This is a genomic window from Dactylosporangium sp. NPDC051484, assembly GCF_040689395.1.
Classification (GTDB): Bacteria; Actinomycetota; Actinomycetes; order Mycobacteriales; family Micromonosporaceae; genus Dactylosporangium.
The window spans coordinates 271,107-293,474 of the sequence record NZ_JBFAZX010000003.1 but is presented as its reverse complement, the minus strand read 5'-3'; the positions used below and the strand labels follow the sequence as shown (position 1 = coordinate 293,474).

Below are 22,368 nucleotides of genomic sequence, written 5' to 3'. Positions count from 1 at the left end.
AGGGTTCGAAGTCCGCTCCCTCCACACCCCGGGTTGACCAGTGCAGCTGCAGATTCACCTCGAAGCGCTCGGCGACGGTCCGGCACCCGACATCGACACCCTGCTCAGCCTGCGACAGTGGCTGACCGGCGAGCACGACATCGCGCGATCCGAGATCGGGCTGCCGGCGGCCGACCGGCCCGGCGAGCTCGGCGCCGCCGTCGAGATCATCAGCCTCGTGCTCGGCACCACGCTGTCGGTCGGGCAGTTGCTGCTGGCGGTGTCCAACTGGCGGCGCACCCGGCCGTCCGCGCCGGCGGTCGTGCTGACCCGGACCGGCCCCGACGGCGTGTCGGTGCGCATCGAGTCCGCCGACCCGGCGGCCGTCGCCGCAGCGGCCCGGGCGCTCGACGGCTGAGCCGTGGCGGAGCTGGCCGACCCGCGCGGGTCGCGGGCAGTGCTCGTCGGTGTGGCGCGATACGGGTCGCTGCCGGAGGTGCCGGCGATCACCCGGAACCTCAACGGGCTCGCCGGGGCGCTGCAAGACCCCGACCTGTGGGGGCTGGCGCCCGAGCACTGCACCGTGCTGGCCGACCCCGACGACGCCCGGGAGGTCGGCCGGGTGCTGCGGCGGGCCGCCGACGAGACCACCGCGGAGGGGATGCTCGTCGTCTACTTCGCCGGCCACGGCCTGGTCGACCCGGTCGACGCAAGCCTGGTGCTGGGTCTTCGGGACACGGATCCGGCGGTACCATACGAGGCCGGCCTGCCCTTCGAGCACATCCGCCGGGCGGTGGCCGGCAGCCGGGCGCGGCGCCGGCTGGTGATCCTGGACTGCTGCTACTCGGGCCGGGCCACCGGCCACCTCGCCGCCGACGAGACCGGCACGCGGGTGGTCGCCGACCAGGCCGGCACCGACGAGACATGCCTGCTGGTCTCGGCGCCGCGCAACCGCACCGCACAGGCCCCGCCCGGCGAGCCGTACACGGCCTTCACCGGCGAGCTGCTGCGGGTGCTGCGCGGCGGCCTGGCCGACCGGCCCGCGGTGCTGGACGTGCGCACCGTCTGGCGGGAGGTCACCAACCGGCTGCGCGAGCGCGGGTTCGAGCTGCCCGAGCTGCGCTCGGCCGGCGACGAGCTGCCGTTGGTGCGCAACGCCGCGCGGCACCACCGCGACCTCGTCGGCCGGATCGTGGTCGCCACCGCCGCCGTCGAGGACCGCGACCTGCGCCAGGCGGCGGTACTGATCCTGCGCCACGACCGCGCCCGCGGCGCCGTCGGCGTGCGGATCAACCGGCCGACCACCGACCCGCTGCCGGCCGACATCCCGCAGGGCTGGCGACGGCTGCTGACCACGCCGGCGGTGCTGTTCGACGCGGGCCCGCTGAGCCGCGACGAGGGGTTCATCGCCGTCGCCCGGTTGCGCCCCGACGCGGAACCGCCGCTGCGCTTCCGGCCGGTCCGCGACCGGCTCGGCGTGATCGCGCTGTCCGCCGACCCGGAGCCGCTCGCCCCGGTGATCGCCGGGCTGCGGCTGTTCTGCGGCTACCTCGGCTGGGGACCCGAGCAGCTGGAGGCCGACATCGACGGGGGGCTGCTGCTGCTCAGCGACGCCGAGGTGCGCGAGGCGCTGTCGAGCCGGCCGCGCGAGCTGTGGACGACCCTGCACGCCCGGGCCGGAGGGGAGTAGATGGAGGGCAGGTTGATCGACGAGATCGTCTCCGCCATCCGCCACGGAGGGACGATCACCCTGATGCTGGGCTCCGGGATGACCATGCCCGCGGTGCCCGGACTGGAGGGGCTCATCGAGCTGGCCGAGCGCTACGCCGCCGGGCTCGGCGACGACGGTGAGCTGACCCAGGCGCTGCGCCAGGCCCGGGAGTCGCTGCCGCCGCACGCGCTGCCGATCGAGGTGTACCTCGCGTACCGGCGCGTCTTCACCGCCCGCCGCTCCCCCGGCGAGTTCGACGTCGTGGCGCAGCAGGCGGTCCTGGCCGGCTACCGCGTGCCTGACCTTGCCTCCTCTCCCCTCGCCACGCACGGCATCTGGCAGCGCGTCGACCTGCGCCTCGGCGAACGGGTCGAGAACAGCCTGGACTGGTGGGAGCTGCCGGCCGGGATACGCGCCGTGGGCCGGCTGCTGGCCGGGCGCCCCGAGGAGTTCGGCAACGGCCTGCTCACCACCAACTTCGACCCGCTCTTCGAGGTCGCGGTCCGGCACACCGGCCGGCAGGCGGTCAGCATCCCGGTCTCCCCCGGCGGGCGCCCGGACCGCCGGCCCGAGGGCGACGGCGCCGTCCAGGTGTTCCACCTGCACGGGTTCTGGCGCCCGGTCAGCGAGGAGACCCGCTCGCCGCTGCTGCACGACCCCGCCCCCGACGCGACCGTGCCGGAGGCCACGTCCCAGGCCCTGGCCGAGCTCATCACCGGCGACGTGGTGCTCGTCGTGGGGTACGCCGGCTGGGACGACGTCGTCACCGGCGCCCTGCGCGCGGTCGGCGCGGCCCGCCCGGTGCGGGTGTTGTGGGCGCTGCACGACGCCGCCCCGCTTCGGCTGCCCGACCGGCTGGCCGGGCTCGTCACGTTCTACACCGACATCGACGGCGACCGGCTGTTCAACGGCCTCGCCGACCGGCTCGAGGTCCCGCCGGCCGGCCCGCGCGTGGACCCGCGCCGCCGGGTGCGGCACCTGGAGTGGGAGCGCGAGCTGTTCTCCCAGCCCGGCAACACCGCCCCGGAGGGCGTGCTCCCCCTGCTGCGCCAGCTCGAACGCCGCTACGGCTGGGGCGTGGACTGGGCCAACGAGCCACAGCGGCCCCGCCTGCTCTTCTGGCCGGTCCGGCTGCGCGCCCGCGCGTCGCTCATCAACGCCGTGCAGGCCCTCACCGCCGCCGCGCTCAGCGCCCGCGGCGTGCGCGTGGCGATCTGCCTCGACGACTTCGGCGTCACCGGCCGCGACGAGCTCATGGCCGCCTACGTCGCCGACCTGCGTCGCTGGATGCACCGCGTCGACCCTGCCGCCGCGCCGCAGGTGGCGTCGCTGCAGGACTACGTCGACTCGCTGCCGGCCCGCTCCGCGGAGTCGCTGCTACGCCCGACCGACCCGTGGTCGGTGGCGCGCATCTTCTACGGCGAGCGCAACCCCTCGCTGTACAGCGTCCTGGCCGCGATCAAGGTCGTGCCGCACCTCGCCCTGCACGACCTGGAGCGCAACGCCGGCGCGATCGTGCAGACCCTGCTCAGCAAGGACGCCAACCGCCTGCTCACCCCGCTCACCACATGGTCCTACCTGCACCACCTCCTGGAGACCGAGCCGGCCGCCGAGGTCGTGGCCTACGCGGGCGGCGACGAGCGCCTGCTGTGGGAGCAGTTCCGGGAGCACTTCGGCCTGGGCGGCACGCTGCTCTACAACCCCTACATCAAGCACCTCACGAACGAGTCACGCATGGTCCGCTGGACCACCGCGGCGGAGCTGCGCGCCTACCTGACCTCGACGCGGGGCCTGCCGGGCTGGGGCGAGGAGGGCGGCTACGTCCACTGGCTGGTCCAGAACGCCTTCCTGCTGCCGCGCTACCTGACCGGCGCCGACTTCCCGGAGGCGGGCGGGTATCGCCTGGACTCCTGGGCGGCGTTCGCCGCCGCCCTCGAGCGCGGCGTGCCCGTCCTCGACCTGCTGGCCGAGGACGTCTCGGCGTTCTACCTGCCCGCGGCGTCCTGAGCGTGGCACGTTGGTGGGCTCGCCGGGCCGGGCGGGCGCGGGTAGCGTCTCCAGTATGACCGTGGGGGTCCTGTCGACGAGCGGCATCGACCGCTGCGTGGCGCTGCTGGGCGAGGAGCTGACCGCGTACATCGCCGGCGCCGCCACCGTGAGCGAGTTCAACCGTTGGCGTGCCGATCGTCACCGGCGGGCCGAGATGGCCGGGCGGCTGCACGGCGCCGTCGAGGTGGCCGATGCGTTCGCGCGGGCCAACCGGCTCGGGGCGGCCGCGGGATGGCTGCGGGAGATCGGGGCGGCCGGGGTCGAAGGGCGCTCACCCGCCCGGCTGCTGCGCGACGCGACCGGGGACACGCTCAAGTGCGTGGTCGACGCCGCCGAGCGGTTCACCCGCCGCTGACGGCCCGGCGCTCACCGCCCGCGGTCCGGTCTCTCACGCCGGCGCCATGACCTGACCCGTTGCGGTTCACCCCGGGCCGGTAGGGCCTCGGCGGCGGTGCGGAGGTTTCACTCGGTCATGACACCCCGCCGCACTACCGGTGCGCGGGAGGCTGTATATGTACTTTCCGGGTGGTTACCGCGACAAGCTGCGAAGGACGCGCCGTGGGCGACACGCTGCTCCCGCACCGTCTCGACATCGCCGGGCTGCTCGATCGGCTCGCCGCCGACGTGCGCGCCGGGCGCCCGCCGGCCGGGGCGCCCTACCGGCACGTGAACGGGTTCACGAAGATCGTCGCCGCGGAGTACGGCGACGGCAGCCGGCTCACCCTGCACTACTGGCCGGCCGAACCGCGCGCCGGCGAGGACGTCTCCCGGCCGCACGACCACCGGTTCCCGTTCAGCTCGATCCTGCTCGGCGGTCGCCAGCACTTCATCGAGCTCGACGAGGCGCCGATCGGGACGGCGGAGAGCACCCAGTGGCGACGCTTCACCTACCGGCCGTACGCCGGCGGGAGAATCGCCCATGTCAGCTATTCCGGAGCGATAGCGTTACGTCCGTTCCGGCTCGTCGAGCGGGCGCCGCTCGACGGCCAGTACGTCACGACATCCACCATCGTGCATCAGGCCGTCACCGACCGGCGGCAGGCGTGCGCCACACTGGTCCTGCGTGGACCCCGGGAACGGCTCCGCTCGCAGGTCTACTACCAGCCCGGCGAGCCACCGCCGCGCGGCGGCCTGCAACTGGGCCGCCGCCTGGACCGCGCCGAGGTGGTCCGCCAGCTCGCGGACATGGCGGCCATGATCGCGTAGGAGGCGTGCCGGTGCTGTCGCCACGGTTCGAGGAGGCGCTCGCGTTCGCGGCGCGGCACCACGGCGGGCAGGTCCGGCACAACACCGGCACGCCGTACGTCTCCCACCTCCTCGCGACGTGCGCGATCGTGCTCGAGGAGGGCGGGGGCGAGACGGCCGCGATCGGCGCGCTGCTGCACGACGTGCTCGAGGACCAGCCGACCGAGCGCGGGGCGCTGCGCGAGGCGTTCGGCGACGAGGTGTACCGAATCGTCGACGACTGCACCGACGCGGACGCCGCGCGGCGGCCGCACCTGACCTGGTGGGAGCGTAAGCGGGAGCACCTGGGCCGGATGAGCTCGCAGGCCGGCCCGGAGTCGCTGCTCGTCATCGCCGCCGACAAGGTGTGCAGCCTGCAATCCCTGGTGGACGATCTGCACCGATTCGGCCCGATGTTGTTCGAGCACAGCGCGCGCACCGCGGACGAGCTGCTGTGGAACTACCGGGAGGTCCTCGGCGTGCTCGAGCGCCGTCTCGGCGACCGGCCGGTCGTGGCCCGCCTGCGCCGCCTGGTCGAGCAGTTCACGGCGCTTGCCGTTGATCCGCGGCGGTGACAAGATCGTTCGGTGCGGCTTGACCTCTCGGCGCTTTCGTCCTTCCACGGCTCGCTCATCACGCCCTACGACCCCGACTACGAGAGCGCGCGGGTTCTGTTCAACACCCGGGTCCGGACCCGGCCGGCGCTGATCGCGCGGTGCGCGGACGCCGGCGACGTGGCCGCCGCGATCCGGTTCGCGCGTGCCAACGGGCTGCCGCTGTCGGTGCGCGGCGGCGGGCACCACGCCAGCGGGCTGTCCCTTGTGGAGGGTGGCGTGGTCGTCGACGTCGGCACCATGCGCGACGTGGTGTTCGATCCTGCCGGCGGCACCGTGAAGGTCGGCCCCGGCATCGGCTGGCGCGACGTCGACCAGATCACCTACGCCGGGCACTCCTTCACCGGGCCCGACGGCCTGGAATACGGGCTGGCCGGCCCCGGCGGCGAGTGTCCGACGGTGAGCAACGCCGGCTACAGCCTCGGCGGTGGGTACGGGCCGCTCGGGCGCACCTACGGCCTCGGCTGCGACCACATCCTCGAGGCCGAGCTGGTCGACGCGGAGGGCAACCTGCTGCGGGCCAGCGAGACCGAGCACCCGGACCTGTTCTGGGCGCTGCGCGGCGCGGGCGGGGCCGGGTTCGGCGTGGTGACGAGCCTCACGTACCGGCTCAACCCGCTGCCGAAGACGGTCGTGGGCGGGATCATCGCCTGGCCGTACGAGCGGGCCCAGGACATCTTCCGCGCCTACCGCGACCTCTACGCCGGCCGCACCGACGACCGGCTCGCGCTGTGCCTGGTGCTGACCACCGAGCCCTACCCGGACGGCGATCCGGTCATCGCCATGTACGGCATGTACGTCGGGCCGCCCGCCGAGGCCGAGGAGGCCTTCGCCCCGATCCACGCGCTCGGCGAGCCGCTGTTCAGCACCATCGGCGAGACGAGCTACCTCGACATGATGACGGTCTTGGGCGAGGAGATCGTGTACGGGTTGCAGTCGAAGTGGCTCGGGGGGTACTTCTCGGAGACGGGGTTCGACGAGGACGCGTTCGAGGTGCTCGTGGAGCGCTTCCGGCAGGCGCCGTCGGGCTTCTCGATGGTGCGCTTCGACCTGCTCGGCGGCGGCGCGATCGCCCGCGTGCCCGCCGACGCGACGGCGTTCGTGCACCGCTCGGCGCTGCACTACGTCTCGATCCTCGCGCAGTGGTCCGGCGACGAGGAGACCGAGGCCAACGTGACGTGGATCGACGACTTCACCGAGGCGCTCCGTCCGCATCTGACCGGCGAGGTGTACCAGAACTACGCCGACCGTGACCTGCGGGACTGGCCCGCGGCGTACTACGGCGCGAACTACCCGCGGCTGCAGGCGGTCAAGCAGGCGTACGACCCGGGCGACGTCTTCCACACGCCGCAGTCGATCAAGCTGCCGTAACCACGACGGCCTCCGGCTCGCGGGCGAAGCGCTCGACGCCGGCTGGGGTGATGTCGGGCGCCGGCGCGGGCGCCCGGCTGCGCCGTGTCGTCGCCCCTCCCCGCACGGCAACGCGGCCCGGCTCCGCGCCCCGTCACGGGTGTGGGTCACGATACCGGCCGACATTGACGTTCACCAACGGGATGACAATTCAAAGGGTACGGGAAAGGGTTGCGATCGCGAGCCGTAGGGCACACTCGCGGGCATCCGTCCCGAAGCCTATGGCCTGCCGGGCAACACGAGAAGATCCGGGATTTTCCCAGCTCATTTATCGTCAAGTCCCGAACGGTATGCCCGATTCCCGCCGAAATCATTGAATAGTGACGAAGCCACGACGTGCCGGTTGACACGGTCTGAAAGTCGGGCGATGCTTTGTTTAGGCCATCGAAAATGGTCGCTTCAGTGAATGGTTGTCTTTTCTGGTGTGCCGCGATTACCTCCGATACGTCGGTGGGAATCGCCGCCGCCGCATGCGCGCGGGCCGGCGCCGCCGGTGTGCGCGCCCGTCCCAGGAGGTGAACATGTCGGACACGAAGCACAAGGTCGTCTCGGGCCGCAGCGTGGTCTCGGGGCGCAGCGTGGTCTCAGGCCGCAGCGTCGTCTCAGGCCGCAGCGTCGTCTCGGGCCGCAAGGTCGTCTCGGGCTGATCCACCCCGCGGGCGGCCTCCCCCGGCCGCCCGCACCCGACCTGGCGTGCACCGTGGAGGCGGCGTGAAGACCTATCCGGCCACCGTCGGCCAGCTGTCGGTCTGGCGCGACATCGAGAAGATGCCGGCCGGGCGGACCTGGGAGGCGAACCTCACCTTCGTCTGGGACCTGCCCGTGGACACACCGGCGGACGAGCCGGCCGTCTGGCGCGCGCTGGCCCGGCTCGCGCTGCGCCACGGATCCCTGCGCACCCGGTTCGTCGTGGACGACGCCGGGATGCCGCGCCAGTGGCCGTCCGAGGACGGGGCGGCGGAGATCCTCGAGCGGATCCGGCAGGGTAGCGCCGACGCCGCCGAGCGGGCCGAACTCGAGCAGCGGGAGCTGCAGCGCTCCATCGACGTCACCCGCGAGCTGCCCTGGCGGGCCTGGCTGCTGCTCGACGCCGGGCGGCCGGCTCAGGTGCTGGTCATCGTCAACCACATGGCCGCCGACGGCGCCGCGGCGCTCGTGATGCGGGATGACTTCCTGCGCCTGCTCGGCGGCGAGCAGCTGCCACCGGCCCCGGGGCCGCTGGAGATGGCGCTGGAGCAGCAGGCCGACGGCGGCGGGCGGCTGCGCACCGCCGAGCGGTACTGGCGGCGCACGCTCGCGGCGGCGCCCCGGCTCGCGGACGGCGCCCGCGAACCCGAGCGGGTCGGCGCCACGCTGCACACCGGCCTGCCCATGCCGGACGCCCACGACGCCGCCGCCAAGATCGGCGTGAGCCTGGCCAGCGTGCTCCTCGCGGCGTACCACCGGGCGCTGTGCGCGGCGACCGGCGAGGGAGCGCACCTGTTCTTCCCGATGTCGGCCAACCGCTACGACGAGCGGCACGCGGGGGTGGTGACGAGCCTGAACCAGTGGGCACCGCTGCTGCTGGACCTCGACCCCGCCGAGCCGTTCGACGCCGCGGCGGGCAAGACGCACTGGAAGTCGTTCAACGCGCTGAAGAACGGTGTCTGCTCGCCTGACGCGATCGTGGCGATCCGCGCGGAGCATGCCGACGCCGACCCCGGCTACTACTACAACCCGATCCTGGCCCCGCCCGGCTTCCCGTCCGGGGACACCCCGGCGCCGGCGACGGTGGAGTGGTACGACCCGGCCCGCGCGACCGGCCCCGGCTTCTACATGATCGCCCGGGGCCTGACGTCTCTCGACCTGATCCTGCGTGTGAACCGCCCCGGCTGGGACCACCCGCGCGTGGCGGCGTTTCTGCACGCGATCGCGGGCGAACTGTCCTCGATCGGTGTCGATTCGCCGCCCATTTGATTGCCGCCCGGAAATTCGCCGAAGCAATCCGCGCGACCGCAGGGTTGCGGATAGGGCGCCCGGACCCTTTGCCCCGCAAGGGCTTCGGGCCTCCAGTTCATTGAAATACTGGTGGTTGACTTCGGCACAGGCGAGGGCGATGCTTCCTTCGGCCGTCGATTCGAGTGCGGCTGAATGGACGGCCAGGCATCCTCGCGTGCATGCGAATGCGCGGAAGTCGCCTTTCAATCGGCCCGGCAGCCGGGCGCGCACGGTCTCACGCCGGGCGCGGTTCGGACCGGCCGCCGGGGACGCGGATAAGTCCAGACGCGGACGCGTCCGGACTTATCCGATATTTCGTCAACGCACCGAGAGCCGCGGCCGCGCTCCCTCGCGTGTCACGCATGACGGGCGACGAGGTCACCCCGGGCCCGCAGAGCACACACCGCGCACCCGGTCGTCACGGCCGGCACCGGCAGACGGCACCTGAGCCGCCCCACCGAGCGAGGTGCGGCGAGGCAGGGCCGTAAAAGCCGAGCCCCGCCGCACATCAGCCTCAGTCGCGCAGCGAGCGGCCGGTCTTGGTGAGGAACACGTCGTCGAGAGTCGGGCGGTGCAGCTCGATCGTGGACAGCGGCACCCCGGCGCCTTCGAGAGTGCGCATGATCTGCGGGATCGCGGTGTCACCGGCGTCGACGTTGAGGCGCAGCTCGCCGTCGTCACGAACCTCGACGCCGCGGGCGAAGGGCTGGTCCTTGAGCACCTCGGCGGCCTTCTCCGAGAGCTCGCCGACGCCGACGGTCACCACGTCGCCGGAGATCTCGCGCTTGAGCTCGTCGGGCGTGCCCTCGGCGACGATCTCGCCGTGGTCGACGATGGCGATGCGGTCGCAGAGCGCGTCGGCCTCGTCGAGGTAGTGCGTGGTGATGAAGACCGTCATGCCGTTGGCCCGCAGCCGGCGGATCTCGTCCCACATGTGGGCGCGGCTCTGCGGGTCCAGGCCCGTGGTCGGCTCGTCGAGGAACAGCACCTTCGGGCGGTGGATGATGCCGAGGGCGATGTCGACGCGGCGGCGCTGGCCGCCGGAGTACGTCTTGCACTTGCGGTCGGCGAACTCGGTGAGGTCGAAGGCGGCGATCGCCTCCTCCGCACGCGTGGCGGCCTCGGTGCGGCTCAAGCCGTACATACGGGCCTGCAGGATCAGCTCCTCGCGGGCGGTGACGTCGTCGGTGGTACCGCCGCCCTGCGCCACGAAGCCGATGCTGCGCCGCACCTGGGCCTGGTCGGTGCGCAGGTTCGCACCGGCGATGGTGGCCTCGCCCTCGTCGACCGGGATGAGCGTGGCGAGCATGCGCAGGGTCGTGGTCTTGCCGGCGCCGTTGGGGCCGAGGAAGCCGAAGATCTCGCCCTCGGCGACGTCCAGGTCGATGCCCTTCACGGCGTCGACGCTGGTGGTCTTCCGCTTCTGCCGGGTCTTGTAGGACTTCTTGAGCCCCTTGGTCTTGATCATCAAGTGTCCCCTAACCTACTTGACCGAGCGCGCGAAGAGGCTGGCCGACCAGGCGACCGCCGCGATGACGACCGCGCCGCAGAACACGAGGCTGCCCCACACGTGCGTGTCGCCGGGGTTGCCGGCGTAGAGAGCCCGCATGCCGGTGACGGCCCAGTTGAACGGGTTGTAGTCGGCGATGGTGCGCAGCCACAGCGGGGCGAGCGCGAGCGGCAGCAGGGTGCCGGAGAGCAGCATCAGCGGCTGGGCCACGTTGTTGATGACCTGACCGAGCACGTTGGGGTTGTTCACCTTGATGGCGATGCCGTACGAGATGGCCGCCGCCGCCAGGCTGATCAGCGCCAGGATCGCGTAGCCCAGCAGGATGTTGCCGATGTTCGTGATGAGGCCGAACGGCAGCGACAGCACGGTGATGACCAGCGACTGCACGACGACCGTGACCACGTCGCGCAGCGCCCGGCCGAGCAGCAGCGCGACCCGGCTGACCGTGGTGACCCGGGAGCGTTCGATGACGCCGTTGGCGAGGTCGCCGAGCAGGCCGAAGCCGACGTAGAGGCCGCCGCCGATGGCGAGGGCGACGAGCATGCCCGGGACGTAGACGCGGTAGGCGTCGAGCATCGACGTGGCGCCCATCGACTGCAGGGCCGGCTTGAGCAGCGGGGCGAACAGGACGAGGTACACCACCGGCTGCGCGATGCCGAGGAAGACCCACAGCGGCGAGCGGACCATGAGCAGGATGTGACGCTGGAAGATGAGCCAGGTGTCGCGAAGTACTTTCACTCGTATCGCCTCAATCGTTGTGGTGTGCCTCGAGGATGTCCGCGGCCGCTTCGGCTCCCCCGCCTGCCGTGAGCCGGTCGCCCTCCGCCCGGGCGGCCGCGGCGTAGGCCGGCTCGTCGAGCAGGCGCAGCAGGGCGGCCCGCAACGCGTCCGGGCGGGTGTGGTCGAAGGAGACCCGCAGCCCGGCGCCGGCGGCCTGCACGGCGTTGGCGTTGAGCGCCTGATCGCCCTTGATCGGCGCGACGACGAGCGGCACGCCGTGCACCAGCGCTTCAGAGAGGGTGTTGAGACCGCCGTGCGCGACGACCGCGTGCAGGTGCGGCAGCAGGTCCAGCACCGGCACGCGGCGGCGCACGAGCACGTGGCCGGCCGGTTCGGTGAGGGTGCCGTCGGGGGCGACGACGATGGCCTGCAGCCGGTCGCCCAGCGGCGCGAGGGCCTCGGCGACGCGCTGGTAAAAGCCCTTCGCCAGGTCCATCGACAGCGTGCCCATGGTGACCAGCACGTGCCGGCGGCCCGGGTCGAGCCAGTCGAACGGGAAGTCCGGATCGGGCGCGCGGGCGGCGATCGCCGGGCCGACGAGGCCCACATCGGACGGCAGGTCGGCCGGGTCACCGGCGAGCGCGCCGGCGGTGAACGCGATGACGCCGTGCGGGGAGAAGCGCAGGTCGTGCGGCGGTGCCCCGGGCATGCCGGCGGCGCTCCACGCACCCGCCATCTGCTCGCCGATCCACGCCTCGACGCGGGGCAGCGCGCGGCGGAACGGGCGGGTCAGCTCCATGGTGGTGGGAGCGACGGAGACCCACCGCAGCCCGTGCGCCTGCGCGACGATCGCGCCGGCGATCGCGTGCTGGTCGACGACGAGCACGTCCGGGGCGAAGTCCGCGACGGCGGCCTCGACGCCCTTGCGGGTGCTCTTGGCGTGCGGGACGATGTAGCCCTCCCACCGCGAGCGGGTCGCGTCGAGCCCGCGCTCGGCCTGCCCCCGATGCGCCCGCAGCGGGATCGGGTGGATCCGCTCGTCCTCCCCGACCAGCGGCCGCAGGAACGACTCGGATCCGGCCCACAGCACCTCGTGGCCCCGGCGTCGCAGGGCCGTGGCGACCGCCGCCATCGGATTGACGTGCCCGGTCAGGGGCAGGGACAGGAACAAGAACCGACTCATGCCGGAACCTCCGCTTCACCGCGGCAGCGGCATGAGTCGAACCCGCGCTTGCGACAAGCGGCCCCGCTGATCGACCCGGACCAGACGCCGCTTCGCCGCGGACCGGTCATGGTGTACCACCGCAGACGTCCACATAGGACGCGACGTCCGCGACGCTCAGGGTCAGCAGCGCCTCCAGGTCCAGCCCGGACACCCACCCGGCGAGGTCGACGCCGGACCCGAACCGGGCGGCCAGTCCCTCGCCGAGCGCGACGAGCTCGATGCTGTCGAGGAACAGGTCGCCATCGAGCCGGGTCTGCGGGCCGATGCCGGCCAACCACTCCGCGTCCTCGCCGGTCACCTGGCGCAGCAGCTCGGCGACCGCCAGCTGCGTCGGCGTCGGCGTCGTCATGCTCAGTCTCCGGCCGGTAACGCCGCGGGCTTCACCGCGCGGACCGCGCCATACGTCACCGCGCCGGTGCTGAAGCCCTTGAGCATCAGCGGTCCCGCGTAGAAGAAGCCGAGCACGTCGACGCCGCGGTCGCGGGCCAGGTCGCGCATCATGGCGCGGCCGTTGTCCAGCTCGCGCACCTGCGCGAAGGTTGGCTCCCAGGAGTTGGCCACGTTGGCGCTCCAGTCCACGATGGACACGTCGTCGAAGCCGGCCGCGCGGGCCAGCCGCTCGTGCTCCTCCAGCGAGGAGAAGCTGGGCATCACCTGGTGGCGCAGGATCTGGTCGACGACGCGGTGCTCCTCGGGGCTGAGCTCGCCGTCGCGCACCGACCAGGTGGCGATGGCGAGCACGCCGCCCGGGCGCAGCAGCCGCATGGCCTCGGCGAAGAACGCGGCGCGGTCGGCGATGTGCATGAGGCTCTCGACGGCCCACAGCGCGTCGAACGACGCGTCCGGGAAGCCGTTGTCCAGCGCGTCGCGCTGGTGGAACCGCGCCCGCTCGCCGAGGCCGGCGGCGGCCGCCTTCTCGTTGGCGCGCGCGGCCTGCGCGGCGCTGAGCGTGACGCCCTCGACGCTGCAGCCGTGGGGCCCGGCGAGGTACAGCGCGGGGCCGCCGATGCCGCAGCCGACGTCGAGCAGGTGCGCGCCGGACGGGATGCCCGCGAACTCGACGAGCTCGCGCACCAGCCGGTCGGTCGCGGCGTGCCGCTCCTCGTCGCTGCCGGGGCTCTCGCCGGCGTCCCAGAAGCCGTGGTGGACGTGCTCGCCCCACAGGTCTTCGTACAGGTCCAGCGTGGTGTCGTAATAGCGCTCAACCGCGGCGTTGAGCCCCTGCCCAGCGGGCGCGGACGGGTATGCAGAACCGGTATCGGCTTTCACAGTCGCAAATCTCCGAATGGGCAGCACCGAGAATGGGTACGCGGCCGGAAAGGCGGCGAGCCCGGCCATTGTATGAACCCTGCGCCGAGCCTTGTCAATGACCCGACGAAGTTTGCTGAACGCGCTCTCACGTGTGCGCGACCGGCACACTGTGTTCAACCGGATACCCGCGCAGTCGGTATATCCGCAGTGCAACAACCTAACGACCGTTCGACGCCCCGTTGCTGACGGTAGCGGGGATCTCGACCCATAGCGTCCCGACCTGCGGCGAATGCCCGATTGTGCAGGGCTCACATGTGGCCGTGACCCGGCCTGACCTCGGCTTTCACCGAAATGCCGACGGTATCGATCCAAACGATTTTTCCCGGGAGGTCGTATGACAGAACGGACATCCTGTCGCATGCTCAGGTTGCCCACCCTTGTAAAACGGGTCCGATTGCGTAAGGTCTATGCCTAGTCGAGGTGCCTATTCCTGCGTTAAGCAGCTGGGTACTAGTGTTCGGGCAACGTTGGCCGAACCAGGCGCCACAGCCCCTCGGCCCTTCGCAGTGTGTTCATTCGGGGGTTGTGCACGCTGATCGACGGCCAGAGTCGGCCGGTCCGGTCGGTGCGTACGACCCTGCGCGCGTGCCCGGAAGCGGGCCCTGGCGCGCCGCTCCGCCGTGCGGCGGTGACGGCGCCCCCGGTCCGCCGATGTGGCGCGCCCGCACAAGGAATTAGGGGGTTGTCCGTTGACCGCACCGGCCCTCGACCCGAGCTGGGTCGACGAGGTGCTGCTGGCGGATGCCGCCGGCCGTCCCGCCGACCGGCCGGCGCTCGTCTTCGACGCCCCCGTGACCCGCGCGGAGCTGCGTCGCCTCGTCGAGCAGAAGCAGGCGGTGCTGGCCGAGGCCGGCATCGGCCGAAACGGCCCGGGCGACTCCGTGGCGCTGTGCCTGGCCCCTTCGCTGGCCTTCGTCGCCAACCTGCTCGCCTGCTGGCGCCTCGGCGCGCGGGCCGCCCTGCTGGATCACCGGCTCACCCCGTTCGAGATCGACGCGGCCCTGCAGCGGCTGGCCCCGCAGGCGGTGGTGTCCGCCAAGCACGCCACCGGCGGGCCGCTGCGCGGGTTCCAGGACGTGCAGGAGCAGGTCACCACCTACCCCGGCCGCCCGGCCGGCACCCCGCACGCGCTGGTGCAGCTCAGCTCCGGCTCGACCGGTCCGTCGAAGGTCATCGCGCGCACCGCGGCCAACCTCGTCGCGGAACTGGAGCGATACGTGGCCATCGGCGCCGGCGTGCCCCAGCCGGGCGAGCGCATCGTCTGCCTGGCCTCGATGGTGCACGTGCTCGGGCTCGTCGGCGGCCTGCTGTACGGGCTGCACGCCGGCGCGCAGCTGATCGTGCCGGCGCGGATGACGGCCGACGGGATCCTCGCCGCCGTCGCGGCCGGACCCGAGCCGACCACGCTGCTCGGCGTGCCCTTCCACATCGATCTGCTCTCCTCCGGGCCGCGGCCGCCGCACCTGCCGCAGCTGACCGGGATGACCACCGGCGGCGAGCTGGTGCGCGCCGAGGTGCACGAGACGTTCACGGACCGCTTCGGCATCCGCCTGGGCAACATGTACGGCATGACCGAGGTCGGGGTCATCGCGACCGACCTCTTCGGCGAGCACCGCCCCGCCCTCACCCCCGCGCCCGGCCTCCAGGTGCGCGAGGAGGGCGGCGAGCTGCTGGTGTCGCTGGCCGAGTCGCCGTACCTGGGCCTGGTCGACCCGACCCGCTGGGCCGACGGCTGGCTGCACACCCGCGACGCCGGCACGGTCGACCCCGCCACCGGCCGGTTCCGCATCCACGGCCGCAACGACTCGCAGGTCTCCGTCGGCGGGCTCAAGGTCGACCTCACCGAGGTCGAGCACACCCTCGCGGCGCTGCCCGGGGTGGCGTCCGCGGTCGTGACGTACGACAAGGCAATTGAGGCCTACGTGATGCTGCGCGACGACACCACCGTGGAGCAGGTACAGGCGCTGCTCGCGCAGCGGCTGGCCGCCTTCAAGCGCCCGCGCGTGCTGCGCGCCGTCGAGCAGCTGCCCCGCACGGCCACCGGCAAGCTCGTCCGCGACCGCGCCCTGCTGGTCGCGGCGTCCGTGAAGGAAGGAAACGCCCAGATATGAGCGACGAGACCACCACCGAGATCCGCCAGTTCCTGCTGGACTCGCTGACCGAGATGAACTACAGCACCGACGACGTCGACGACGACACGGCGCTCGGCCCGGCCGGCGCCGACCTGGAGTCGCTGTCGCTGGCCGAGCTCGCGGTGCGCGTCGAGGACCGCTTCGGGGTGCGCTTCGACGACGACGAGGCCGAGAAGCTCGCCGGCATGACGGTCGGCGAGTTCATCGCCGCCGTCGCCGAGCGCCGGGCCGCCGCGGCGACCACGGGCAGCTGACGTGACCGCTGCACCGTCCCGCGACGAGGTCGTCGCCATGCTGGCCACCTACGGTGACCGGCGGCCCGAGGACGTCGCCGAGGGGATCGACTCGCTGGAGCTGGCGTGGCTGATCCACCAGCTGGAGCAGCACTACGGCGCCGCGCTCGACCTGTCCGACGAGGAACTGGCCGGGATGTCCACCGTCGGCGGTGCCGTCGAGGTGCTGGCCGGGCTGAAGGTCGAGACAGGCTAACGGTGAGGTCGTGATGAACGTGATGACCCGGGGTACCGCGGACGTGCTGATCACCGGCGTTGCCGTGCTCAGCGCGTTCGGCCGGGGCATGGGCGCGCTCGCCGCCGGGCTGGACGCCGGCGTGCCGGCGTTCGCGCCCGTCGACCGCTTCGACGTGACCGGCCGGCGGGTCGGCGTGGCCGCGACCCTGCCGGGCTCGCCGGACCTCGCCGCCGAGCTGGCCGCGCTCGTCGACGAGGCGTGCGACGAGGCGAAGCTGAGCACGGCCGAGCGGGCCGCCACGCCGCTGTTCCTGGCGATGCACGGCGACCCGCGACTGGCCCGCTCGGCGCCCGCGGACCGGCCCCGCCACGGCGGCGCCGCGTTCGTGGCCGCCCTCGCCACGAACACCGGGCTCGGCGCGCCCCGCGCGTACACCTCCGCCTGCGTCGCGGCGAGCACCGCGATCGCCGACGCGGCCGGGATCATCACCCGTGGGGAGGCCGCGCGGGTCGTCGTCGCCGGGGGCTACCTCGTCGACGCCGACCAGTTCGCGCTCTTCGACGCCGGCCGCGCGTTCGCCGCTGACGGGGCGATCCGCCCGTTCAGCGCGCACCGGCGCGGCCTGCTGCTCGGCGACGGCGCCGGTGCCGTGGTCCTCGAGTCGGCCGCCGCGGCCCGCGAGCGCACCGTCGCGCCGTTGGCGACCCTGGCCGGCTGGGGCCGGGCCGGGGACGCCCACCACCCGTGCCAGCCGCACCCGCAGGGGCGCGGGATGGCTCGGGCGATCGCCGCGGCACTGCGCCGCGGCGGGATCGGGCCGCAAGAGGTCGGCTACGTCAACGCACACGGCTCCGGCACCGCGCAGAGTGACGCGGCGGAGGCCCAGGCGCTGCACACGGCGCTGGGCGGGCACGCCGCCGACGTGCCGGTGTCGTCCACGAAAGCCCTGCACGGCCAGGCCCTGGAGGCCTCGGGCGTGCTGGAGCTCGCGGTGACGCTGCACGCGCTGCGCGGCGGGCGGCTGCCGGTCAACGCCGGCTACCTCGCCCCCGACGAGCAGTGCACGCTCAACCTCGTGCTCGACGGCGCGCGGACCGCCGCGCCCGCCTACGCGCTGACGCTGAACGCCGCCTTCGGCGGCGCCAACACCGCGCTGTTGCTGGGCGCGGAAGCATGAGCGGGTTAGGGGCACGCGCGACGGCGGCCGGGCTGGACGTGCTCGCCGCCGCGGGATGGCCCGGTCCCGGCGACACCGAACCGCCGCGGCTGGCCGGCTTCGTCCACTCGAACTTCAACCCGATCGTCGCGGCCGTCGCCGGCCGCTGTCTCGCGGAGTTGCCGGAGAGCGCTCACCCGGACGGCGACGGCGCGGGCACCGCCATCGTGCTGGTCAGCGACCTCGGCGACGTCGAGAGCGCGGCGCACGTCGCGCGGGCCGTCGACACCGGCGCCCGGGTCGGGCCGCTGTTCTTCTTCCAGTCCGTGCCCAACGCCGTGCTCGGCCACGTCGCGGCACGCCACGCGCTGACCGGTCCGGTCGCCTGCGTGTGCGACGCCGCGTCAGGGCTGGACGTGACCCGGGGGCTGCTCGCCGACGGCGACGCCGGCCGGGTGCTGCTCATCGAACTCGACCATGACGAAACCGGCGAGACCGCGGCCGCGGTGCTCGTCGCACACGGAGGCGCATCATGAACGCTCACGCGGCGGTCACCGGTATCGGTCTGGTGACGCCGGTCGGGAGTACCGGCGCCGAGGTCTTCGACGCCATGTGCGAGGGCCGTTCCGGGCTGTCCAGCCCGCCGGCGGACCACCCCCTCGCCGGCTCGGTCGACGTGGCCGCGTTCGGCCCGCCGATCGACCCGCTCGAGGTGCTGCCCGGGCCGGACGCGCGCCTCGTCGACCGGTACATCGTGATGGCGCTGCGGGCCGCCGAGATCGCGCTCGCCGACGCCGGGATCGAGGTCGGCCGGGACGTGGACCCGTACCGGGTCGCGGTGATCCTGTCCGGCACCGGCGGCCTCGCCACGCTCGACGCCCAGGCGGTGCAGCGCGAGAAGAAGGGCCGGGCCGGCGTCAGCCCCTACCTGCTGCCCGGGATGCTGCCGAACATGGGCGCGGCCCGGGTCGCCATGAAGTACGGCCTGCAGGGCTTCAGCTCCTCGGTCGGCACCGCCTGCGCCGCCGGTGCCCAGTCGATCGGCGAGGGGCTGCGGCTGCTGCGCGCCGGCGAGGCCGACGTCGTGGTCTGCGGGTGCAGCGAGGCGCCGCTGTTCCCCACGCTCGCCAACACGTTCGGCAACGCACGCGCGCTGGCCCGCGGCTGGGCCGACCCGACCGAGGCGAGCCGGCCCTTCGACCGGCGCCGCAACGGCCTGGTGCTCGGCGAGGGCGCCGGCGTGTTCGTCCTGGAGCGGCCCGAGCACGCCGACGCCCGCCGCGCCGCCCGCCACGCCGACCTGCTCGGCTGGGGCGCGACCAACGACGCGCACCACCCGACGACGCCCCGTCCCGACGGCTCCGCCGCCGCCGAGTGCATGCGCCGCGCCGTAGCCGACGCCGGGCTCACCCCGGCCGACATCGGCTACGTCAACGCGCACGGCACCTCCACGAAGCTCGGCGACGTCGCCGAGGCGCTCGCGATCCGCTCCGTGTTCGGGCCCCAGGCGCCGCCGGTCAGCTCCACCAAGGGCGTCACCGGGCACATGCTCGGCGCCTCCGGGGTGGCCGAGGCCGCGGTGACGGTGGAGGCGCTGCGCCGCGGGGTGCTGCCACCGACGCACAACCTCGACGAGCCCGACCCGGCCTGCGACCTGGACCACCTGCGCGAGCCCCGGCAAGCGCCGGTGACCCACGCGCTGTCGAACTCCTTCGGCTTCGGTGGCCACAACGTGAGCCTCGTGCTCGGCCCGCCGAGCTCGCCGTGGGCCAAGGCCTGATCCGCCCGAACCACAAACCCCGAAAGGGAAGCAGGCAATGCAGATCCTCGACACGGACCACATCGAGTTGTACGTCGGCGACGCGCGCGTGGCGGCCGAACAGCTGTGCGCATCGTACGGCTTCCACGTCTACGGGCAGGGCGGCCCGGAGACCGGCCTGGCCGGCCAGCGCAGCGTGCTGCTGGGGCAGCGTGACATCCGGATCCTGCTCACCTCCGGCCTCAGCAGCGGGCACCGGGCCAGCCGGTACGTGGCACAGCACGGTGACGGCATCGCGGTCGTCGCGTTCGGCTGCACCGACGCGGAGGCGACCTTCGCCGAGGCGGTCGCGGCCGGCGCGACCCCGGTCGAGGCGCCGCGGCGCATCGCGCACGGCGGCGCGTCGGTCGTCGTGGCCGAGGTGTCCGGCTTCGGCGACGTGACGCACCGGCTCGTGCAGCGCGACGGCGAGGCGCAGTTCCTGCCGGGCCTGCTCGACACGTCGATGGCGCCGGAGGGGCCGGACGCCGGGGACCTGCTGCACACGATCGACCACGCCGCGGTGTGCCTGCCGGCCGGGGAGCTCGACACGGCCGTCGCCTACTACCAGCGGGCGTTCGGCTTCGAAATGATCTTCCAGGAGTACATCGAGGTCGGCGACCAGGGCATGCAGTCCAAGGTGGTGCAGAGCCCGTCCGGTGGCGTGACGTTCACGCTCATCCAGCCGGACATCAGCCGCCGCGCCGGGCAGATCGACGACTTCCTCGCCTGGCACGAGGGCGCCGGCGTGCAGCACGTCGCCTTCAGCACCCACGACATCGTCGCCGCGGTGCAGGCGCTCAGCGCCCGGGGCGTCGAGTTCGCGCAGACCCCGGGCAGCTACTACGACATGCTCTCGGCCCGCCTCGGAGACGTGGACGTGCCCGTCGACGAACTGCGGCCGCTCGGCATCCTCGTCGACCGCGACCACTGGGGCCAGATGTACCAGATCTTCGCGAAGTCGACGCACATCCGGCGCACGTACTTCAACGAACTCATCGACCGCCACGGCGCGCGGACGTTCGGCACGAGCAACATCCCCGCGCTGTACGCGGCGAAGGAGCGAGAGCTGGCTGCGGTGCGCGACATCACTCATTCTGAAGGGAACGCACTGTGACCATTCCGGTGACCCAGGACTTCGTGTTGACGGAGCAGGAACTGGCGTTGCTGCCCACCGACGAGGAGGTCGAGGCGTACGCGCGCAACGGGTGGTACCTCACCCGCAAGCTCTTCACCGATGAGGAAGTCGACGAGCTGACGGCGGCCAGCGAGCGCTTCTACGCCGGCGAGCGTTCGCGGACCCTACCCGCGCACCCGCCGCGGCTGGCCTACTGGCAGCCGGAGCACGGGCCGGTGCAGCGGCACAACGACTACATCCACTACGAGAGCGACGACATCGCGCGTATCCTGCGCAAGCCGCTCATCGGCGCGGTCGCGGCCCGGCTGGCGCAGGCGGCGGAGATCCGCATCTTCCAGTCGACGCTCATCTACAAGCCGCCGATCGCCGGCGAGCCCTCCAACCTCGTGCCCTGGCACTTCGACCGGCACTACTGGCAGACGAGCACGTCCGACGACATGCTCACCGCGTTCATCCCCTTCCACGACTGCGGCGTCGAGCTGGGCACCATCACGATGGTCGACGGCAGCAACCGCTGGGTCGAGATCGGCGCCGACGACACGACCACCCGGCACTTCGCCCAGCGCAGCTGGGACGACCTGGAGGTCATGCTCGAGCAGAACGCGGCGCACAACGGGGCCGAGATCAACAAGATCCCGATGATCATCCCCAAGGGGCACATGAGCTTCCACCACTGCCGCACGTACCACGGCAGCGGCGCCAACGTCAGCGACGGCCCGCGCCGGGCGATCTCGTTCCACCTCCAGCCGGGCACGAACGAGTACCGCCGCTTCGAGCTGTCCACCGGGGACGTCGTGACCTACAACCACGACGTGCTCGTGCGCCGTACGGCCGACGGCCGGCCGGACTACGCGGACCCCGAGTTCTGCCCCGTGTTGTGGCGCGACACCGAGCGCTGAGCGAAGTCACATGCAGAGATCAAGGCCCGCACCGGCGTCGAAGCCGTTGCGGCGTAAGGGGGACGTGACGTGACGCAAGTACGGGTGGACGCCGCCGGGCTGTACCGGACGGTCCGCCTGATCCGCCGCTTCGAGGAGCGGGCCATCGAGCTCGTCCGCGACGGCACGATCGTCGGCGGCATCCATCCGTACGTCGGCCAGGAGGCCATCGCGGCCGGCACCTGCGCCGCGCTGCGGACCGGCGACGTCATCACCAGCACCCACCGCGGCCACGGCCACGTGCTGGCCAAGGGCGCGGACCCGGCCCGCGCGATGGCCGAACTGGCCGGCCGGGCGACCGGGCTCAACCGCGGCCGCGGCGGCTCGATGCACGCCGCCGACTTCTCGCTGGGCATCCTCGGCGCAAACGCGATCGTCGGCGCCGCCGTGCCGATCGCCACGGGCGCGGCCTGGGCCGCGCGCCGGGCCGGCCTGGACCGCGTCGCCGTCACCTACTTCGGCGACGGCGCGGTCAGCCAGGGCGTGGTGCTGGAGACCTTCAACCTGGCGGCGCTGTGGCGGCTCCCGGTCGTGTTCGTGTGCGAGAACAACGGGTTCGCCACCACCACCCGGGTGTCGGAGGCGGTCGCCGGCACCATCACCGGGCGCGCGCACGCGTTCGGCATCCCGGCGTCCACCGTGGACGGTTCGGACCCGGAGGCGGTACTGCACGAGACCGCGACGGCCGTCGAGCGCGCCCGCTCCGGCGGCGGGCCGTCGCTGGTGGAGTGCGTCGCGTACCGCTTCGACGCCCACCACACCTGGGAGCACGCGGCCCGGCCGCGCTACCGCACCGACGATGAGGTGTCGGCCGGCACGTCCCGGGACCCGGTGGAGATCCAGGGCGCGCGGGTCGCGCCGGACGAGCGGGCCCGCATCGACGCCGAGATCGAGTCGACGCTGGACCAGGCGGTCGACTTCGCCCGGCAGAGCCCGCACCCGGACCCGGCCGGTGCGCTCGACCACCTGTACGCGGACGGCCTGCGGGCCAGAGCGGGGGCGTGA

General features: G+C 72.9%; 23 protein-coding genes. 18 read left to right on the top strand and 5 right to left on the bottom strand.

Annotation, left to right across the window (positions count from 1 at the left end; translation table 11 throughout):
* Positions 1 to 40 precede the first annotated feature (40 nt).
* The 9 genes from AB0367_RS07660 (at position 41) to AB0367_RS07620 (ending at position 8,943) form a co-directional block, all read left to right on the top strand.
* Positions 41 to 397: a hypothetical protein gene (locus tag AB0367_RS07660; protein ID WP_366225392.1), complete on the top strand. Its 357-nt coding sequence runs from the start codon at positions 41 to 43 to the stop codon at positions 395 to 397.
* Positions 398 to 400: 3 nt separating this feature from the next.
* Complete coding sequence (locus tag AB0367_RS07655) at positions 401 to 1,669, top strand: YqgE/AlgH family protein (protein ID WP_366225391.1); 1,269 nt, start codon at positions 401 to 403, stop codon at positions 1,667 to 1,669.
* Positions 1,670 to 3,697 (top strand): SIR2 family protein, encoded by a 2,028-nt coding sequence (locus tag AB0367_RS07650; protein WP_366225390.1) that lies wholly within the window; start codon positions 1,670 to 1,672, stop codon positions 3,695 to 3,697.
* A gap of 55 nt (positions 3,698 to 3,752) precedes the next feature.
* Positions 3,753 to 4,094 carry a hypothetical protein gene (locus AB0367_RS07645; protein WP_366225389.1) on the top strand — a complete coding sequence of 114 codons (342 nt, stop codon included), beginning with the start codon at positions 3,753 to 3,755 and terminating at the stop codon, positions 4,092 to 4,094.
* Positions 4,095 to 4,297: 203 nt separating this feature from the next.
* Complete coding sequence (locus tag AB0367_RS07640) at positions 4,298 to 4,945, top strand: hypothetical protein (protein WP_366225388.1); 648 nt, start codon at positions 4,298 to 4,300, stop codon at positions 4,943 to 4,945.
* Between the two features lie 11 nt (positions 4,946 to 4,956).
* Complete coding sequence (locus AB0367_RS07635) at positions 4,957 to 5,538, top strand: HD domain-containing protein (protein ID WP_366225387.1); 582 nt, start codon at positions 4,957 to 4,959, stop codon at positions 5,536 to 5,538.
* Positions 5,539 to 5,550: 12 nt separating this feature from the next.
* On the top strand, positions 5,551 to 6,948 hold the full coding sequence (locus AB0367_RS07630; RefSeq protein WP_366225386.1) for an FAD-binding oxidoreductase: 1,398 nt from the start codon (positions 5,551 to 5,553) through the stop codon (positions 6,946 to 6,948).
* 560 nt (positions 6,949 to 7,508) lie between these two features.
* Complete coding sequence (locus AB0367_RS07625; RefSeq protein WP_366225385.1) at positions 7,509 to 7,634, top strand: hypothetical protein; 126 nt, start codon at positions 7,509 to 7,511, stop codon at positions 7,632 to 7,634.
* A 64-nt stretch (positions 7,635 to 7,698) separates the two neighbouring features.
* Positions 7,699 to 8,943 carry a condensation domain-containing protein gene (locus AB0367_RS07620; RefSeq protein WP_366225384.1) on the top strand — a complete coding sequence of 415 codons (1,245 nt, stop codon included), beginning with the start codon at positions 7,699 to 7,701 and terminating at the stop codon, positions 8,941 to 8,943.
* A gap of 535 nt (positions 8,944 to 9,478) precedes the next feature.
* On the opposite strand, the gene AB0367_RS07615 is transcribed toward AB0367_RS07620, so the two are convergent.
* The 5 genes from AB0367_RS07615 to AB0367_RS07595 all read right to left on the bottom strand — a co-directional run bounded on the left by AB0367_RS07615 (position 9,479) and on the right by AB0367_RS07595 (position 13,688).
* The gene (locus tag AB0367_RS07615; RefSeq protein ID WP_366225383.1) at positions 9,479 to 10,432 is read right to left on the bottom strand and encodes an ATP-binding cassette domain-containing protein; all 954 of its coding nucleotides are present in this window, start codon (positions 10,430 to 10,432) and stop codon (positions 9,479 to 9,481) included.
* 15 nt (positions 10,433 to 10,447) lie between these two features.
* Positions 10,448 to 11,212 carry an ABC transporter permease gene (locus tag AB0367_RS07610; protein WP_366225382.1) on the bottom strand — a complete coding sequence of 255 codons (765 nt, stop codon included), beginning with the start codon at positions 11,210 to 11,212 and terminating at the stop codon, positions 10,448 to 10,450.
* A 10-nt stretch (positions 11,213 to 11,222) separates the two neighbouring features.
* Positions 11,223 to 12,377 carry a glycosyltransferase gene (locus AB0367_RS07605; protein ID WP_366225381.1) on the bottom strand — a complete coding sequence of 385 codons (1,155 nt, stop codon included), beginning with the start codon at positions 12,375 to 12,377 and terminating at the stop codon, positions 11,223 to 11,225.
* A gap of 106 nt (positions 12,378 to 12,483) precedes the next feature.
* Complete coding sequence (locus AB0367_RS07600; protein ID WP_366225380.1) at positions 12,484 to 12,768, bottom strand: hypothetical protein; 285 nt, start codon at positions 12,766 to 12,768, stop codon at positions 12,484 to 12,486.
* A 2-nt stretch (positions 12,769 to 12,770) separates the two neighbouring features.
* The gene (locus AB0367_RS07595; RefSeq protein ID WP_366225379.1) at positions 12,771 to 13,688 is read right to left on the bottom strand and encodes a methyltransferase domain-containing protein; all 918 of its coding nucleotides are present in this window, start codon (positions 13,686 to 13,688) and stop codon (positions 12,771 to 12,773) included.
* A 773-nt stretch (positions 13,689 to 14,461) separates the two neighbouring features.
* Here AB0367_RS07595 and AB0367_RS07590 point away from each other — a divergent pair.
* The 9 genes from AB0367_RS07590 to AB0367_RS07550 all read left to right on the top strand — a co-directional run bounded on the left by AB0367_RS07590 (position 14,462) and on the right by AB0367_RS07550 (position 22,368).
* On the top strand, positions 14,462 to 15,841 hold the full coding sequence (locus tag AB0367_RS07590; RefSeq protein WP_366225617.1) for an AMP-binding protein: 1,380 nt from the start codon (positions 14,462 to 14,464) through the stop codon (positions 15,839 to 15,841).
* A complete protein-coding gene (locus tag AB0367_RS07585) occupies positions 15,838 to 16,116 on the top strand; it encodes a phosphopantetheine-binding protein (protein WP_366225378.1) in 279 nt (92 codons plus the stop codon). The genes AB0367_RS07590 and AB0367_RS07585 overlap by 4 nt, the downstream gene beginning before the upstream one ends.
* Positions 16,117 to 16,153: 37 nt before the next feature.
* The gene (locus AB0367_RS07580; protein ID WP_366225616.1) at positions 16,154 to 16,351 is read left to right on the top strand and encodes a hypothetical protein; all 198 of its coding nucleotides are present in this window, start codon (positions 16,154 to 16,156) and stop codon (positions 16,349 to 16,351) included.
* Between the two features lie 22 nt (positions 16,352 to 16,373).
* Positions 16,374 to 17,510: a beta-ketoacyl synthase N-terminal-like domain-containing protein gene (locus AB0367_RS07575; protein ID WP_366225615.1), complete on the top strand. Its 1,137-nt coding sequence runs from the start codon at positions 16,374 to 16,376 to the stop codon at positions 17,508 to 17,510.
* Complete coding sequence (locus AB0367_RS07570) at positions 17,507 to 18,025, top strand: hypothetical protein (RefSeq protein WP_366225377.1); 519 nt, start codon at positions 17,507 to 17,509, stop codon at positions 18,023 to 18,025. Before AB0367_RS07575 ends, AB0367_RS07570 begins: the two co-directional genes overlap by 4 nt.
* On the top strand, positions 18,022 to 19,269 hold the full coding sequence (locus AB0367_RS07565; protein WP_366225376.1) for a beta-ketoacyl-[acyl-carrier-protein] synthase family protein: 1,248 nt from the start codon (positions 18,022 to 18,024) through the stop codon (positions 19,267 to 19,269). Before AB0367_RS07570 ends, AB0367_RS07565 begins: the two co-directional genes overlap by 4 nt.
* A 37-nt stretch (positions 19,270 to 19,306) precedes the next feature.
* Positions 19,307 to 20,404, top strand: coding sequence for a 4-hydroxyphenylpyruvate dioxygenase (gene hppD / locus AB0367_RS07560; RefSeq protein ID WP_366225375.1), 1,098 nt, complete (start codon positions 19,307 to 19,309; stop codon positions 20,402 to 20,404).
* A gap of 2 nt (positions 20,405 to 20,406) precedes the next feature.
* Positions 20,407 to 21,324, top strand: a complete 918-nt coding sequence (locus tag AB0367_RS07555) for a phytanoyl-CoA dioxygenase family protein (protein ID WP_366225613.1) — start codon at positions 20,407 to 20,409, stop codon at positions 21,322 to 21,324.
* A 69-nt stretch (positions 21,325 to 21,393) separates the two neighbouring features.
* The gene (locus AB0367_RS07550; protein WP_366225374.1) at positions 21,394 to 22,368 is read left to right on the top strand and encodes a thiamine pyrophosphate-dependent dehydrogenase E1 component subunit alpha; all 975 of its coding nucleotides are present in this window, start codon (positions 21,394 to 21,396) and stop codon (positions 22,366 to 22,368) included.

Excerpts from the sequence above, each read along its gene's own strand:
- AB0367_RS07605 (WP_366225381.1), bottom strand. The coding sequence starts at position 12,377 with ATGAGTCGGTTCTTGTTCCTGTCCCTGCCCCTGACCGGGCACGTCAAT.
- AB0367_RS07650 (WP_366225390.1), top strand. The coding sequence starts at position 1,670 with ATGGAGGGCAGGTTGATCGACGAGATCGTCTCCGCCATCCGCCACGGA.
- hppD (WP_366225375.1), top strand. The coding sequence starts at position 19,307 with ATGCAGATCCTCGACACGGACCACATCGAGTTGTACGTCGGCGACGCG.
- AB0367_RS07585 (WP_366225378.1), top strand. The coding sequence starts at position 15,838 with ATGAGCGACGAGACCACCACCGAGATCCGCCAGTTCCTGCTGGACTCG.
- AB0367_RS07575 (WP_366225615.1), top strand. The coding sequence starts at position 16,374 with ATGACCCGGGGTACCGCGGACGTGCTGATCACCGGCGTTGCCGTGCTC.
- AB0367_RS07570 (WP_366225377.1), top strand. The coding sequence starts at position 17,507 with ATGAGCGGGTTAGGGGCACGCGCGACGGCGGCCGGGCTGGACGTGCTC.
- AB0367_RS07625 (WP_366225385.1), top strand. The coding sequence starts at position 7,509 with ATGTCGGACACGAAGCACAAGGTCGTCTCGGGCCGCAGCGTGGTCTCG.
- AB0367_RS07645 (WP_366225389.1), top strand. The coding sequence starts at position 3,753 with ATGACCGTGGGGGTCCTGTCGACGAGCGGCATCGACCGCTGCGTGGCG.
- AB0367_RS07580 (WP_366225616.1), top strand. The coding sequence starts at position 16,154 with ATGCTGGCCACCTACGGTGACCGGCGGCCCGAGGACGTCGCCGAGGGG.
- AB0367_RS07565 (WP_366225376.1), top strand. The coding sequence starts at position 18,022 with ATGAACGCTCACGCGGCGGTCACCGGTATCGGTCTGGTGACGCCGGTC.
- AB0367_RS07615 (WP_366225383.1), bottom strand. The coding sequence starts at position 10,432 with ATGATCAAGACCAAGGGGCTCAAGAAGTCCTACAAGACCCGGCAGAAG.
- AB0367_RS07600 (WP_366225380.1), bottom strand. The coding sequence starts at position 12,768 with ATGACGACGCCGACGCCGACGCAGCTGGCGGTCGCCGAGCTGCTGCGC.